The sequence below is a fragment of the Arsenophonus endosymbiont of Apis mellifera genome (assembly GCF_903968575.1).
Lineage (GTDB): Bacteria > Pseudomonadota > Gammaproteobacteria > Enterobacterales > Enterobacteriaceae > Arsenophonus > Arsenophonus apicola.
On the sequence record NZ_CAJCFU010000024.1, the window covers coordinates 22,519 to 37,254 of the forward strand.

Annotated in this window: 15 protein-coding genes and 2 pseudogenes; 9 read left to right on the plus strand and 8 right to left on the minus strand. The window is 38.4% G+C overall.

The genetic code is table 11. From position 1 onward, the window contains the following. Positions 1 to 113 precede the first annotated feature (113 nt). Positions 114 to 521 (minus strand): ribonuclease E inhibitor RraB, encoded by a 408-nt coding sequence (rraB, locus tag H1X92_RS01085; RefSeq protein ID WP_225507440.1) that lies wholly within the window; start codon positions 519 to 521, stop codon positions 114 to 116. Between the two features lie 832 nt (positions 522 to 1,353). Between rraB and pyrB the strand changes: the two genes are divergently transcribed. The 5 genes and pseudogenes from pyrB to nrdG all read left to right on the plus strand — a co-directional run bounded on the left by pyrB (position 1,354) and on the right by nrdG (position 6,199). After that, positions 1,354 to 2,289, plus strand: coding sequence for an aspartate carbamoyltransferase (gene pyrB, locus H1X92_RS01090; RefSeq protein WP_180558483.1), 936 nt, complete (start codon positions 1,354 to 1,356; stop codon positions 2,287 to 2,289). An 11-nt stretch (positions 2,290 to 2,300) separates the two neighbouring features. Beyond that, positions 2,301 to 2,765, plus strand: a complete 465-nt coding sequence (pyrI, locus tag H1X92_RS01095; protein WP_180558484.1) for an aspartate carbamoyltransferase regulatory subunit — start codon at positions 2,301 to 2,303, stop codon at positions 2,763 to 2,765. A 96-nt stretch (positions 2,766 to 2,861) separates the two neighbouring features. Next, positions 2,862 to 3,245, plus strand: coding sequence for a RidA family protein (locus H1X92_RS01100; RefSeq protein WP_180558485.1), 384 nt, complete (start codon positions 2,862 to 2,864; stop codon positions 3,243 to 3,245). Positions 3,246 to 3,592: 347 nt separating this feature from the next. Continuing rightward, positions 3,593 to 5,730 (plus strand): annotated as a pseudogene (gene nrdD / locus H1X92_RS01105) (anaerobic ribonucleoside-triphosphate reductase). Positions 5,731 to 5,734: 4 nt separating this feature from the next. Further along, positions 5,735 to 6,199 (plus strand): anaerobic ribonucleoside-triphosphate reductase-activating protein, encoded by a 465-nt coding sequence (nrdG, locus tag H1X92_RS01110; RefSeq protein ID WP_180558593.1) that lies wholly within the window; start codon positions 5,735 to 5,737, stop codon positions 6,197 to 6,199. Here nrdG and H1X92_RS01115 read toward each other — a convergent pair. Next, the gene (locus tag H1X92_RS01115) at positions 6,196 to 6,636 is read right to left on the minus strand and encodes a YhbP family protein (protein WP_180558486.1); all 441 of its coding nucleotides are present in this window, start codon (positions 6,634 to 6,636) and stop codon (positions 6,196 to 6,198) included. The genes nrdG and H1X92_RS01115 overlap by 4 nt on opposite strands. 109 nt (positions 6,637 to 6,745) lie before the next feature. Beyond that, complete coding sequence (locus tag H1X92_RS01120) at positions 6,746 to 7,039, minus strand: YdgH/BhsA/McbA-like domain containing protein (RefSeq protein ID WP_180558487.1); 294 nt, start codon at positions 7,037 to 7,039, stop codon at positions 6,746 to 6,748. Between the two features lie 259 nt (positions 7,040 to 7,298). Here H1X92_RS01120 and H1X92_RS01125 point away from each other — a divergent pair, with 259 nt between their 5' ends. Beyond that, on the plus strand, positions 7,299 to 7,616 hold the full coding sequence (locus H1X92_RS01125; RefSeq protein WP_180558488.1) for a GIY-YIG nuclease family protein: 318 nt from the start codon (positions 7,299 to 7,301) through the stop codon (positions 7,614 to 7,616). On the opposite strand, the gene H1X92_RS01130 is transcribed toward H1X92_RS01125, so the two are convergent. Together H1X92_RS01130 and ubiT are read right to left on the minus strand one after the other, a co-directional pair. Continuing rightward, entirely contained in the window at positions 7,581 to 8,087 is a 507-nt protein-coding gene (locus H1X92_RS01130; RefSeq protein WP_180558489.1) for a GNAT family N-acetyltransferase, read from the minus strand. The genes H1X92_RS01125 and H1X92_RS01130 overlap by 36 nt on opposite strands. Beyond that, a complete protein-coding gene (gene ubiT / locus H1X92_RS01135) occupies positions 8,081 to 8,599 on the minus strand; it encodes a ubiquinone anaerobic biosynthesis accessory factor UbiT (RefSeq protein WP_180558490.1) in 519 nt (172 codons plus the stop codon). Before ubiT ends, H1X92_RS01130 begins: the two co-directional genes overlap by 7 nt. 251 nt (positions 8,600 to 8,850) lie before the next feature. Between ubiT and ubiU the strand changes: the two genes are divergently transcribed. Further along, positions 8,851 to 9,843, plus strand: coding sequence for a ubiquinone anaerobic biosynthesis protein UbiU (gene ubiU / locus H1X92_RS01140; RefSeq protein ID WP_180558491.1), 993 nt, complete (start codon positions 8,851 to 8,853; stop codon positions 9,841 to 9,843). Between the two features lie 14 nt (positions 9,844 to 9,857). Beyond that, complete coding sequence (locus tag H1X92_RS01145; RefSeq protein ID WP_180558492.1) at positions 9,858 to 10,736, plus strand: U32 family peptidase; 879 nt, start codon at positions 9,858 to 9,860, stop codon at positions 10,734 to 10,736. A 3-nt stretch (positions 10,737 to 10,739) separates the two neighbouring features. Here the strand turns inward: H1X92_RS01145 and H1X92_RS01150 are convergent, their stop codons facing one another. The 3 genes and pseudogenes from H1X92_RS01150 to H1X92_RS01160 all read right to left on the minus strand — a co-directional run bounded on the left by H1X92_RS01150 (position 10,740) and on the right by H1X92_RS01160 (position 14,022). Continuing rightward, on the minus strand, positions 10,740 to 11,900 hold the full coding sequence (locus H1X92_RS01150) for an ABC transporter permease (RefSeq protein WP_180558594.1): 1,161 nt from the start codon (positions 11,898 to 11,900) through the stop codon (positions 10,740 to 10,742). After that, positions 11,900 to 13,042, minus strand: a pseudogene (locus H1X92_RS01155) (ABC transporter permease). Before H1X92_RS01155 ends, H1X92_RS01150 begins: the two are co-directional and overlap by 1 nt. Before the next feature lie 8 nt (positions 13,043 to 13,050). After that, positions 13,051 to 14,022 (minus strand): HlyD family secretion protein, encoded by a 972-nt coding sequence (locus tag H1X92_RS01160; RefSeq protein WP_180558493.1) that lies wholly within the window; start codon positions 14,020 to 14,022, stop codon positions 13,051 to 13,053. A gap of 548 nt (positions 14,023 to 14,570) precedes the next feature. Between H1X92_RS01160 and H1X92_RS01165 the strand changes: the two genes are divergently transcribed. Continuing rightward, positions 14,571 to 14,726 carry a SymE family type I addiction module toxin gene (locus H1X92_RS01165; RefSeq protein WP_180558494.1) on the plus strand — a complete coding sequence of 52 codons (156 nt, stop codon included), beginning with the start codon at positions 14,571 to 14,573 and terminating at the stop codon, positions 14,724 to 14,726. Positions 14,727 to 14,736: the final 10 nt, after the last annotated feature.

A 14,736-nucleotide genomic window follows, 5' to 3' on the forward strand; every position in this document is an offset into this window, starting at 1 on the left:
CTACCTAATGTAGCAGTGTTGTTTACTCACAAACTTACTCTAACCATTACTTACTCAGCTTAATCCGCATTATCAGCTGATTAATAATTCTTGTCCACTCTAACAATTTGATTCTAATGTAATGCTTTCGGTTCAACGGGCTTTTCTTCTGCATCATCATAATTAGGATCTTCAAAGAAGGTACCCCAACCATCGTAGTTAATACCAATTTTTTCCGTTAACATCATCAATTGCACAACTTGTTTATTAATTAATTCTGCATCAAGTGCACTATCTCGATAGACATCACAACACATCAATACCGTACCATCTTCAATTTCTAGCTCTTCAGCATCGTGCACTTCATAACCTAATTTAAATGCCACTATTGCCGCTTTTTCCAATAATTTAAAATCTTTGGACGAAAAGTGATGTTCAATTTCATACAGAGCGTTCGGATCACTACCATCTTCCAACAATTCTTCAATGATTGAATGCGTTTCTGCTCGCTGCTCTGCGACGGCTTTTTTATCTAGTAACAAATTTTCTGTGGAAATTTGCTGTTCTGATAAGGCTTTTTTAAACGACGCCAACTCTTCAACTGAAAGGTAATGCTCTATTTCATAAAACACATTAGGATCACTGCTATCCGTCGCTACATTTTCAACATCCAAACGGGTATCTTCCTGCTGTTCTCCTAGTACTTTTTTATTAACCATGTCGCGCTCCCTCTGTATTAATATGACAGTAACTTTTGCATTCTCCCATAGCCAACGAAGGAGAGCTACTATTACAACAAAGAAATTTATACACAGATTGATTTGGATTTTTTATGATCATGCTTTGAATCTAAATTAAATATAAAAAAATGAGTAAAATTACCAAGTTATGTTTAATGAATGACTATGCATTTATAATTATTTGAATGAATATGAACAAAAAAAGGTTGATTAATAAAATTGTTTATTGATTAGTAAATAATCAAAAACAGATCATCAACCAAATTATTAATGGCTAAGCATTATAGAGTTAATTTTGCCAAAATCGGCCTCAATACGATTAGCAAAAATTTTTTTGTTAGGTTGCGAAAAATTTTATTTATATTCAATACATTATATTTTAAAAAAATTTTATCAATTTTCTTTCCACAATCACTTGCTATACTGACAGAGCGGCGTATAATGCGCCCAAATTTTTGTGGGAGAAAAAATGCATAACCAATGCTTAAAAGAATCAATATACGCATTGCTGCCAATGGGCTATTTAGTTATTGCATTTCATCCTCGACTAACCCTATTTATTCAAGCCCCTCAATGAGGGGCTTTTTTTTGGCATAACAATTAGATATGGCACAAAGAAAGGAGGAACAACACGATGGTTAATCCGTTGTATCTTCGAGACATAATCTCGATTAATGATTTAAAACGTGAAGATCTACTCGCTGTACTTGAGGTTGCTACGTCACTAAAACAACATCCCCAACCGGATTTGCTAAAACATAAAGTGATCGCTAGTTGTTTCTTTGAAGCTTCCACCCGTACCCGCCTCTCTTTTGAAACCGCTATTCACCGCTTAGGGGCTTCTGTGGTGGGTTTTTCCGATAGCAATAATACTTCGTTAGGTAAAAAAGGGGAAACCCTGGCAGATACCATATCGGTTATTAGCCAATATGTTGATGCCATTGTTATCCGCCATCCACAAGAAGGTGCATCACGTTTAGCAGCTCAGTTTGCAGGAAAAATCCCGGTCATAAATGCGGGTGATGGTGCCAATCAACATCCTACACAGACACTACTTGATCTATTCACCATTCAAGAGAGCCAAGGCAGCTTAAATAATTTACATATTGCGATGGTTGGTGATCTGAAATATGGCCGAACCGTTCATTCATTAACCCAAGCGTTATCAAAATTTGACAATAATCATTTCTATTTTATTGCACCTGAAGCTTTAGCCATGCCGGCCCATATACTACATCTGTTAGAAGAAAAAGGGATAACTTATAGCTTACATGACAACATAGAAGCGGTGTTGCCAAAACTGGACATTCTATATATAACACGAGTACAAAAAGAGCGTTTAGATCCTTCCGAATATGCCAATGTTAAAGCCCAATTTATTTTAACCAGCCATGAATTAGCCGCTGCTAAATCTGGCATGAAAGTTTTACATCCTCTACCACGTATTGATGAAATTACTACTGATGTTGATAAAACATCCCATGCTTACTATTTTCAGCAAGCCGGTAATGGTATTTATGCACGACAAGCACTTTTAGCGTTGATACTTAACAAAACCATTAATTTCTGAGGCATACAATTATGGCAAATAACCACAAATTACAAGTGGAAGCAATTAGCTGTGGTACTGTTATCGACCATATCCCTGCCCAAATGGGTTTTAAATTACTTTCGCTGTTTAAATTAACGCAAACTGATCAGCGTATTACCATAGGTTTAAATCTACCTTCTAATCACTTAGGTAAAAAAGATCTGATCAAAATTGAAAATACCTTTCTCACACCCGAACAAGCCAACGAACTGGCAATGTATGCTCCCTATGCCACCGTTAACTGTATTAAAGACTATAAAGTGGAAAAAAAGCTATCAATTAGCTTACCTGAACAAATTGATGCTGTTTTGATCTGCCCTAACAGTAATTGCATTAGTAACAATGAGCCAGTCAAGAGCAGTTTTAACGTGAAACAGCGGCATAATGAAGTCATTCTGACATGCAAATATTGTGAAAAAACCTTTGATCGACATGCGGTAATTAATAATATGTAATGCGCTATTATATAACCCCTATATATGTAGACCACTAAGATAGTGGTGCTAGTAAATTGATGATTAACTTTTAGACTACAAGGTAATGAATAACTTATGTCATACGAAATCAAAACTGAAAACGCGCCAGCAGCTATCGGCCCTTATGTGCAAGGTGTTGATCTTAGCAGCATGATTATTACATCCGGCCAAATTCCGCTTGATCCGAAAACCGGTGAAATAGCTGACGACATTACTGCTCAAACAACACAGTCACTGGAAAACATTCAAGCTATTGTGGAAAAAGCGGGTCTCAGTGTGGCTAATATTGTTAAAACTACCGTTTTTGTTAAAGATCTGAATGATTTTGCGAGCGTAAATGCCACTTATGAAGCTTTTTTTAATAAACATAATGCGCCTTATCCTGCTCGTTCTTGCGTCGAAGTTGCTCGCTTACCAAAAGATGTTCGCATTGAAATTGAAGCGATAGCTATTCGTTAATAAATTTCACTCACTTTGGTATTATGGTTAATAAAACTTAGTCAGCGCCAATGATTTAACCATTTACTTAACTAAATCTTTATAGAAACCTTTTCTATAAAGATTTTGCCACAATTAACCACTTAAACCTCTCCGTTGTTATTAACATTTAGCCAAAAAACAAACAACATCCAATTTCTTTGTTTTAGATCAATAAAAGTCCTGCTAAATAAACACCAGGCACTATATATTGTGCTTTAATATATAGTAAAGCACTATATATAGAATTTATAGACAGATTTATCCACAAATTAATGCTGCATATTTAATTGTGATTTAATTGTGGATAACTATTAGAGGAGCCTATTGTGAAAACAGTAGTTATTAAACGCGATGGCTGTCAGGTCGTTTTTGATAAAAATCGGATCAAACAAGCCGTCATGCGTGCAGCCACTGCCAATGGGATATGCGATGATCATTATTGTGCAGTTGTCGCCTCAGTCGTCGAACAACAATTAGGCAACCGTCAAACCGTTGATATTCATGAAATCCAAGATGCGGTTGAAAATCAACTGATGGCAGGTCGTTATTAAGATCTGGCCAGAAATTATATTGCCTATCGCCATGATCGGGATATTGCCAGAGAACAACGTAGTCGCCTCACTCACGAAATTCGTGGCTTGATTGAGCAAAGCAATGTTTCGTTACTCAATGAGAATGCAAATAAAGATAGCAAGGTAATTCCAATTCAACGCGATTTATTAGCCGGCATTGTTGCCAAACATTATGCTAAACAACATATTTTGCCGCGTGATGTCGTTATGGCACACGAACGTGGTGAAATTCACTATCATGATCTTGATTACTCACCCTTTTTTCCAATGTTTAACTGTATGCTTATCGATTTGCAAGGGATGTTAACCAAAGGTTTTAAAATGGGTAATGCTGAAATCGAGCCACCAAAATCGATTTCAACCGCCACCGCCGTCACGGCACAAATTATTGCTCAAGTGGCCAGCCATATTTATGGTGGTACAACCATTAATCGTATCGATGAAGTCTTGGCTCCTTTTGTCCAGGCGAGCTATAAAAAACACTTAAAAATTGCCAAAGAATGGCAAATTGCCGACCAATTGGGCTACGCTGACAGCAGAACAGAAAAAGAGTGTTATGACGCTTTTCAATCACTAGAATATGAAGTCAACACACTGCACACCGCAAATGGTCAAACACCTTTTGTTACCTTTGGATTTGGCTTAGGAACCTCAAAAGAGTCGCGATTAATCCAAAAATCGATCTTACAAAATCGTTTAGCTGGACTGGGTAAAAATCGTAAAACCGCGGTATTCCCAAAATTAGTTTTTGCTATCCGTAAGGGGATCAATCACCAATATGGTGATCCAAACTACGATATTAAGCAACTAGCATTAGAATGTGCCAGCAAACGGATGTACCCAGATATTCTTAACTATGATCAAGTAGTAAATGTTACTGGCTCCTTCAAAACTCCGATGGGTTGCCGCAGTTTTTTAGGCGTTTATGAAGAGCAAGGCCAAGTATCCATGAAGGACGTAATAATCTCGGAGGGATCAGTATTAACTTGCCTCGGATAGCCATTGAGGCTAAAGGTAACGAACAACAATTTTATCAAATCCTAGATAGCAGATTGGCAATTACCAAAAAAGCGCTGATGACGCGTATCGCCAGACTGGAAAATGTCAAAGCGCGTGTCGCACCCATACTCTATATGGAGGGTGCCTGTGGCGTTCGTTTACAAGCGGAAGACAATATTGCTGAAATCTTCAAACGTGGTCGTGCATCGATTTCTTTAGGTTATATCGGTCTGCATGAAACAATCAATGCACTTTATGGCACGCAAAAACATGTTTTTGATGATGAAACTCTGCGGCAAAAAGCCTATCAGATCATTAAACATCTGCGGGCAGCAACCGATCGCTGGAAAGCAGCAACTGGCTATGGATTTAGCTTATATAGTACTCCCAGTGAGAATTTATGTGACCGATTTTGTCGCTAAGATATGGCTGAATTCGGTTTAATCGACGGTGTTACTGATAAAGGATATTATACTAATAGTTTCCATCTGGATGTCGAAAAACAGGTCAATCCTTACGATAAAATTGACTTTGAAGCACCTTACCCAGCGTTAGCTAATGGTGGTTTTATCTGCTACGGTGAATATCCAAACTTACAACATAACTTAAAAGCATTAGAAGATGTCTGGGATTACAGCTATCATCATATTCCCTATTATGGTACCAATACCCCGATTGACGAGTGCTATGAATGTGGATTTACCGGTGAATTTGCCTGTACTAGTAAAGGGTTTGTCTGCCCATCTTGCGATAATCATGATCCAACCCGCGTTTCGGTTATTCGCCGTGTTTGTGGTTATCTTGGTAGCCCCGATGCCAGACCATTCAATAGCGGTAAACAAGAAGAAGTTAAACGACGCGTTAAACACTTAAAAAATGGTCAACTTGGATAACATTATAAATTATCATCGATATTACCCGGTTGATGTGGTTAATGGCCCAGGAACACGTTGTACGTTATTTGTCGCAGGTTGCCTTCATCAATGTAGAGGTTGTTACAATAAAAGCACCTGGAAAATTGACTCAGGTAAACCGTTTACCCAAGCAATAGAAAATCAAATTATCACTGATCTGCAAGATCAAAGGATCGTTCGCCAAGGACTTTCTCTCTCTGGCGGCGACCCACTGCATCCACAAAATGTAGCAGCAGTTTTACAACTGGTTAAACGCATCAAATTTGAATGCCCAGATAAAGATATTTGGCTCTGGACCGGTTATACCCTTGACCAATTAACCGCTAATCAACGCGCCGTCGTTAACTATCTTGATGTATTAGTCGATGGTAAATTCATTCAAGCGCTTCATGAACCCAATCTATTATGGCGAGGTAGTCATAATCAAGTGATCCATAAATTAGGTTAAGTGTCACGATGCCAAATCAGTTTAGTGCCAAAACCTAACTTATTATTGACCATTTTGATCTGTTGTAAAGATAATTGCCAGATAGGAATACTGGCCGCCATAGCAACCGGAAATCGCCGATTATAATTTTGCCTGGCGTGCTGTTCTTGTTTGCCAGTCAGCGAATGGACTTTACCAATAAATTGTATCCCTTGAATGTTGGCTATGGTTTTGCTTTGACAACAAATAGTTCCGGCTAAAATTGGGTTTTTAAGCATTAACTCACCATGACGAGTAGTCGTTTCGGTCAGAAAATATAATGACATCGTTTGAGCTTTGAAGGTATAAAAACAGATGGCCGGCCAACTATCTGATTGAAAAGAGGTGAATAGTGAAAAAACATGCTGACGAGAAAGGTATTGTTGCATAATAGCCATTGATGATTGATCAGCAAACATAGTGGATAATATCTCTCCTTAAGTAAAAACACGCTGAAAAAATAATTATTCAGCGTGTTTTTATCAAAAATTAAAGCTGCTATCATCATCCGATAATTTATACTGCCAATTATCTATAGACAGGCGCAGTAGTTTGGCTATTACCATAGATTCTAGCATTAGCTTGTACTTTATTTTGTGTATAAGCTAAAAAGGTAACACGATAAATAGTTGCTCCTTTTTTGGTGGCTTCTTCAGCTAACTGCTGAACGGCACTAGTAGGCGTTTCTCCCGCAGCTACTGAGACAATTCCTATTGACTGCTGAGCAGGGGTTTCTATTACTTCTTTTGCCTGATCTGCCATTGCACCAAATGACAACGTACCTAAAACCAAAATTAAAGCAGCGGGTAATTTTTTCATCATAAACTCCTTAATTGATTATTATCATTCAGAAATATTATTGGTTATTCCTGTGATATAGATCATAGTATAGGCACTACTTAAAATTTTGGATTAGTTTTTTTTGTTGCTATCTTTCAAAAAAAATGAATAACATACAAAAATAATTGTTTTAACTTGGTTAAAATAGCGTTTATACGCCTTATTAGGGTAAATCATCACGACAAAATCAGTAGAGAATTTTTTATTAACTTAATTAAAAATCTAATTTAATCAATCCAATATGACGAAAAAGCCTTGGTCAATTTACCTGATCAGAAATAGACAAAATGCACTTTATACTGGCATCACCACAGATATTACGCGCCGCCTGCAACAACATCACTTAGGCAAAGGCGCTAAAGCGTTAAGAGGAAAATCGCCTCTTTTGTTAGTATACCAATGCCAGCTAGCCTGCCATTCAGACGCCTTGTCCCTAGAATACCAAATAAAACAATTAACCAAAGTACAAAAAGAACAACTTGTCGCAGACCAGCCTTTAGATTTGGCTAGTTACCTTGCCCCATTAGCACTCATCAAAATAAGACGAAAAATTAACTAGCCCTGCATAATCGGCTAACTTACCATTATCTAACGCATAAACTTGAAAATAGGCCTCCATTCCAGGCCATTTACATACAAGCCCATGCGGCTTAGCAAGCGTAAAACCAAAACGACGGTAATAATTAGGATCGCCAACCACCACTACCGCTTTATAGCCAAATTCATTTAGACTATCTAATCCGTCATAAACCAATTTTGCCCCAATACCTTGTTGCTGATAAGCGCTATCAACGGCTAATGGCGCTAATCCGACCCATTGACACTGCTTATCACCGTTGACATCGACTAAAGTAAAGCCGATATAACCAATAATTTTTCCTTTATCATCAGTAGCCACCATTCCCAATACGAATAAACCGTCCTCACGCAATTTTTGTACCAAATCAGCTTCAGCACCGGTGGGAAATGTTTGACGTAATAATTGATCAATGCCTGGCGCATCAACCGGAATTTCAACACGAATTAGCATGATAATGCACGCTCTTTATAATCAATATTTTCATTTTGTACTAGTTTAATCAAATCAGCTAATTGCAATAAACCAAAGCGTAAAATTGCTGGCATTGTCTCTAATTCAAAGGCATCCAACAGGTTTTTTACATACAGACCAAGCTCTGTATCTCCTTCTATGCGTAAGCGACGTTGGAAAAATAAGGTATCAGGATCTTCTTTCCGCGCAGCAATTAAAACTAAATCATTCGCTCCACTGCAAAAACTGACATCTGCATGTTGATCTTTACTGACGATGATCTTACCTGCCTGCTGGCTAATATACCAAACAAGCTGCACATCAATAACCTCAACTTTAAGCCATTTATTGTGCAAAAAATCCAGTTCACCATCGTTTAGTGCCTGCTGAAATTGCCAGCTTAATAATTGCTCCAGAATTTGACGTTCTAAGATAAAAGGCGTAACTTTTAAAGGTAAACACATCAATTTAGGTCCTTGCTGGATAAGCTGCTGGCGAATTTTCTTTAACACGATCCAAATTCCTCTTACACTTTTATGATATATCTTTAAGCATTAATGACAATTATCCATTCTGCCAAATTATTAATTAATATCTTTGAACCCACATCAAAATTTAACCAACAATCGATTAATACCATTCAGTTTTATGCTCCATCTAGCAAAATCAATTCACAAAAGAAAGTAATCTGGTTTAAGTCAAAACAACAATATTACACCTTGACTACAATCGATAGACATCTAACTATACGCTAGGATCACCTATGGAATTATGTCCGGCAGGCAATCTACCTGCTTTAAAAATAGCTGTCGATAATGGCGCTGATGCAGTCTATATTGGATTTAAAGACGATACTAATGCACGTCATTTTGCTGGTTTAAATTTTAGCGAAAAAAAATTAGTTGAAGCAGTCAAATATGCTCATGATCATGCTTGCAAATTACATGTTGCTATCAATACTTTTGCTCACCCTAACGGTTTTAGTCGCTGGCTATCCGCCGTTGATATGGCTGCGGAAATCGGTGTTGATGCCTTGATCCTAGCTGATCTGGCTATCTTAGAATATGCTGCTAATAAATATCCCCATATTGAACGTCATGTTTCTGTTCAAGCTTCAGTGACAAATATTGCGGCGATTCAATTTTATCAGCGTAATTTTGCCGTCCAACGAATTGTTCTTCCTCGTGTTCTATCATTACATCAAGTCAGACAGTTAGCCCAAACTAGTCCTGTCGCATTGGAAGTTTTTGCTTTCGGCAGCCTTTGTATCATGGCAGAAGGACGCTGTTATCTTTCGTCTTACCTGACAGGAGAATCACCAAATACCGTAGGTGCTTGTTCACCTGCCCGATTTGTACGTTGGCAACAAACCGATAAAGGTATGGAGTCACGTTTAAATGATATTTTAATCGATTGCTATTCGAATAATGAAAATGCGAGTTACCCAACTCTTTGTAAAGGAAGATACTGTCTCAATGGAAAAAAATATCATGTATTAGAGGAGCCTACCAGCCTAAATACACTGGAATTGTTACCAGAACTGATGCTGGCAAATATTGCCGCTGTCAAAATTGAAGGCCGCCAACGCAGCCCAACTTATGTTGGCGATGTGACCCATATCTGGCGACAAGCTATTGATCATTGCAAAAATGATCCTAAAAAATTCATCACCAATCAAAAATGGATAAATGTATTGGAAAATCTTTCCGAAGGTCAACAAACCACCTTAGGTGCTTATCATCGTAAATGGCAGTAGGATAAGGCGAAAAAATGAAATATTCCTTAGGTTCAGTACTTTATTATTGGTCAAAAGAGACATTAATTCAGTTTTATCAACAAGCGATTAATAGTAGCGCCGATATTATTTATCTCGGTGAAACGGTTTGTAATAAGCGTCGGCAAATGCAAGTAGCTGACTGGCTTGAACTGGCAAAAGAAATCACTTTGCATGGCAAACAAGTGGTAATTTCTAGCTTGTCTTTATTACAAAACGCGGCCGAACTTAGACAAATCGCTAAATTGGTCGATAATGGTGAATTTTTAGTGGAAGCGCACGATTTCGGTGTGGTTAATCAGCTTATTGAGCAAAAAATACCCTTTATGGCAGGTTATGGGCTCAATTGCTACAATGCTTATGCATTACGACTACTCTATCGCCAAGGCATGATACGCTGGTGCTTACCAATTGAACTTTCTCGTGATTGGTTACAAGATCTGCTTTATCAATGTGAACAGCTAGGATTTCGCCACAAGTTTGAAGTCGAAGTATTTGGCTATGGGCATTTACCACTGGCACTATCAGCTCGCTGTTTTACTGCCCGCTCAGAAAATCGCCATAAAGATAATTGTGAGACTTGTTGTGAAAAATATCCCCAGGGCAGAAAAGTTTTTTCCCAGGAAAATCAATTGCTCTTTACCCTTAATGGTATTCAGGCGCAAAGTGGCTACTGTTATAATCTAGGCAATGAACAAACTTCAATGAGCGGATTAGTCGATATTGTCCGCATCTCTGCCGAAAATCTAGATTCACTCACCATTTTGGAACAATTCAGAGCTAATCAACAGGGTGAGTATCCACTAACATTAACTAATGATTTAGATTGCAACGGTTATTGGCGACGTGCAGCCGGTTTATCTCTTATAGCATAAAAATTAAGAACGTTTTTTTCTTCTCAATAAACAACGGACATGGTGGCTGAACTGGCGCAGTTCACCACTACGTAGCATATTGATCAATATGCCCAGTAATGCATAAATTGTGCCTAATATTAGCATCATCACAATATCAATACCCACGTCAGATAAACTTAAATCAAGTTGGTTAATACCTGCTATCGCTTTTATTGCCCATGTTGAAGGTAAAGAATAAGCCACCATTCTTACCCAATCCGGCATTGCTTGTAATGGCCAAATAGCGCCTGAAATATAAAATACCGGCGTAGTTAGAAAAGCCAGTGTCAGATGAATCATTTCGACACTACGTAAAAATTCGGTAACAAACTTACCTAACCCCAAAACCGCCAATAAAAACGGTAAGGTGACGATCAAAAGCTGATAAAGTGGCGCTTCTTGTCGGTAACCTAATACCCAGGGCCAGAGCGCAAAAAAGATGGCCGACAGAAATAACCAAATGGGCAACAATGCTGACCATGCACCTAGATAAACAGCAGCAGAGACTTTGCCGTTTGCCACTTTGTGAACGTCAATATAGGCTTTCACACAAGCGACTAACAGTGAGTGTTGTAATAACATGACCAATAAACCTGGAAAAACAATTGCAGCGAAGCTCGGGCCTGGATTGAATAGAGGTTCTGTTATTCCTTTAATGGGTGTTAATAATGTACTAGCCTGTTGATCAGTGAACCATGCATTTCTTAGCCGTTGGATATTATACTCGTTTAACAGTTGAAGATAAGCGGAGGAAATTTCTTGCTGTATTTGTCCACTAGCAAGTCGATTAGTACCATCACCATAAACCGGTACGGTAATATTTTTACCATTTAGTAAACTTTTCTCAAAATCGATAGGAATAAGAATAATGGCAAACAATTTTCGTTCTCGCATATCAGCTCTGGCGCTGGCCAAATTATCATAACTGTGTAATTTTATTTTCGGTATTGTATTTAATCGGTCCATTAGTAAGCGACTAGCAGCGCTATGATCTTGATTAATAATCGCTACCGGCAAACCCCACAATACTGGCCGAATGTAAACCAAACTCATAATTGATAACGAAACCAACAACAATAACCACATAGGCTTTGCCAACATGCCAAGTAATACCCGATAAAAGGTTATCAAATATTGCTTTATCAAAATGCCTCCTGCACTCTTAGCCTTGTTAACAGGCGATTACGAATCAAAAAAGCGCAAATAACTGGATAAAGGAGCAATGTTAAACAGACTTGTATGACACGTAGCAAAGAAACTTCTCGTAGAAGAATATCAAACATCACATTTAATGCATGGGTAAGCGGTTGAATATTTGCAACGATCTGCGCGGGCCAAGCCGTTGCCATTATTGGCATGGCAAAACCGGAAAAAGCCAATGCAATACTGACTAACATGCCGATCAAACTATAAGCAGTAAAAATACTTTTGGTAAAAACAAACAGCAGCATACCGATACTTTGAGCAGCCGTTACATAAAAAAAGCCTACCAAAAAAAGGTAAAATGGGTTACCGGCAACCCTGGCGTCGAAGAAAAAAGAGAGTGCAGCAATTTCAATTAATAATAAGGTGGTAAAAAAAAGGGTGTAAGGCGCCAATTTGCCTAATAACGCACTGATAAATGTTTTGTGGGTTAATAATGCCGTTCCCCGCGACATAACATAGATAGTACAAGTGATAACAAACAGTTGTAACATATGGATGGTAGCGGCAAATTGCTGATAATAGATATAGTTTCCACTAGGATTAAACAAACTATCATAAGATAGCGTCACTCTGGCTAGGGGAGGTATATTACGCCCCATTGAAGAGGCTAATATCGGACGATATTTTGCATTCAGTTAAGCGATTACCCCTCTAAAATCTTGAATGGCATAACTACCAGAAGCATAAAATAAGGCATTATAATACATTCTGACTGTCGGTTGCCGACCTGTAAGAACATCCTTTTCAAAATGATAAGGAATGTAGAGTAAAGCATAATCTTTAGCGCTGCCTAAACGTAATAACGAAGTATTAAGTGTGCCATCAATCGCTTTAATATCAGCATGTGGCGCTGCATTTAAATGACGAATTAACTTTTTTGACAATAGACTATGGTCATGATCAACGACTGAAACTGGAAGATTTAACAAGGTTCCTTCAGAAAAGTTAGCGCTTACTAATATAAATAGCAGTAATGGGAATATCCAACTTAGCCAATGTAGGATCGGGCTACGAATAGCAATCTGGATTTCTTGATTAAAAGCAAACCTAAAATTAGGCCATATCGCTTTTATGGTCATAAAAACACCTATTTATCCCAAGCCCATAGAGCGCTCATTCCAGGACGCAACCCTTCAACAGCCTCTAGTGGATAAAGGCGTACTTCAAATGTTCTTAAATCAAAATCTCCTGTTGCTCGTGTTGCACGTTTAGTTGCATAGTCTCCCATCGGGGCAATATAGCGTACCTCCGCTGTAATAATTTTGTCTTGCAAAGCAGGAACACGTATCGATACCTTATCGCCTTTACGAACATAAGCCATAATATCTTCGCGTAAATTATAGATAAAGTAGGCCTGCGGTAAACGAACAAGTGTTAGCAATGGGCTATTGGCATTAAATAATTCACCAACTTCAGCCGGTATGGGGCCAACTTCACCATCAACCGGCGCTTTAACATGTAAATCATCTACTTGCACCTGTAACTCGATCATTTGTTGCTCGGTTTGTCGTAATGCAGCGGCATATTTATTCCGCAATTCAATACGATCACCATTTTTCGCTTCATCTAATTGCGCCTGAGCGCTATTTACCTGATGAAAAGCAACATCTTTAGCCCGACGTGCTTTATCTAATTCATTAGCCGAAACATAGCCTTTACCCGATAAATTATTCAATCTTATATATTCGTTATTTGCATTGGTATACTGAGATTGAGCCTGTTTTAATGCCGCTTGAACATTGCGAATGGTCTCTTCGCGAGTACCATTTAAGGATAAATCAAGTTGCGCTTTAGCTTGATCACGTACTGCGCTCAATGCCGCTAGTTGCGCTTGCAATTCCGGGCTTTCTAAGGTGATCAATAATTGGCCTTTTTTTACCATGTCACCGCGTTCAATATGATGCTCAATTACGCGTCCCCTTGCTTTATAGGTCACGATGACTTCAGGCGCATCCACTTCCCCTTGTAATAACAGGTGCTTATTTTGTGTATAAAGTAACACTGCAATCGCAACAACGATCAGCATGATTAGCACTAAAAATGATATTCTTCTTTTCATATTAACTTTAATATACCTTAACTATTTTACGTGCAACTATACTGTTTGCAATTAACAAACAATTTAGTATGCGCTTTTAAAATGTAAGTTGTTAATAAATTCGTGCGCTAAATAGCATTAAAACAGACGATATACCTTTACCACAGCACAATCTAATCTTTACCCTAGGCATATTTTGGCTGGTAACCATTCAATTTTAGTCCCGCTCATGCAGTTATGCGATACCATGAAATGTGTTTTTTACAGGATTAACTAGGTATGTTTTTGATTTATTACTATTATTACTCCAACAAATATGTGTTTTATTTAATTATTGCCTGGATACCGGAATCATTGATTTTAAAACACGATGCTAACTGTTTTGCCCGTAACAACAGAGCGAGCACCAAGAAGTAAGATGTAAAACAGATGCGGCGACCTGTGTTGGAGTACGGAACCACCGCTCACCACAGAAACTATGAGGTGTATAGTCACGATGGCCTAGAGGCAATTGTGGAGTAAAAACCCAAACAGCTAAAGATAAAGCGGCAAAATCCAGACACTATACAGTGGGTTATTCACCTAACCGCGGTAAACCCAACCCCAGTCCACAGATGGTAATTAGCGGTAACTGGCTGAATAAATTAGGGTTTACTGTCGGTAACCACTACACCCTCACCCGCCAGGCCGGACAACTTATTATCCAGCTGGCTGAGGGGGAGTGAGGGCGGTTAA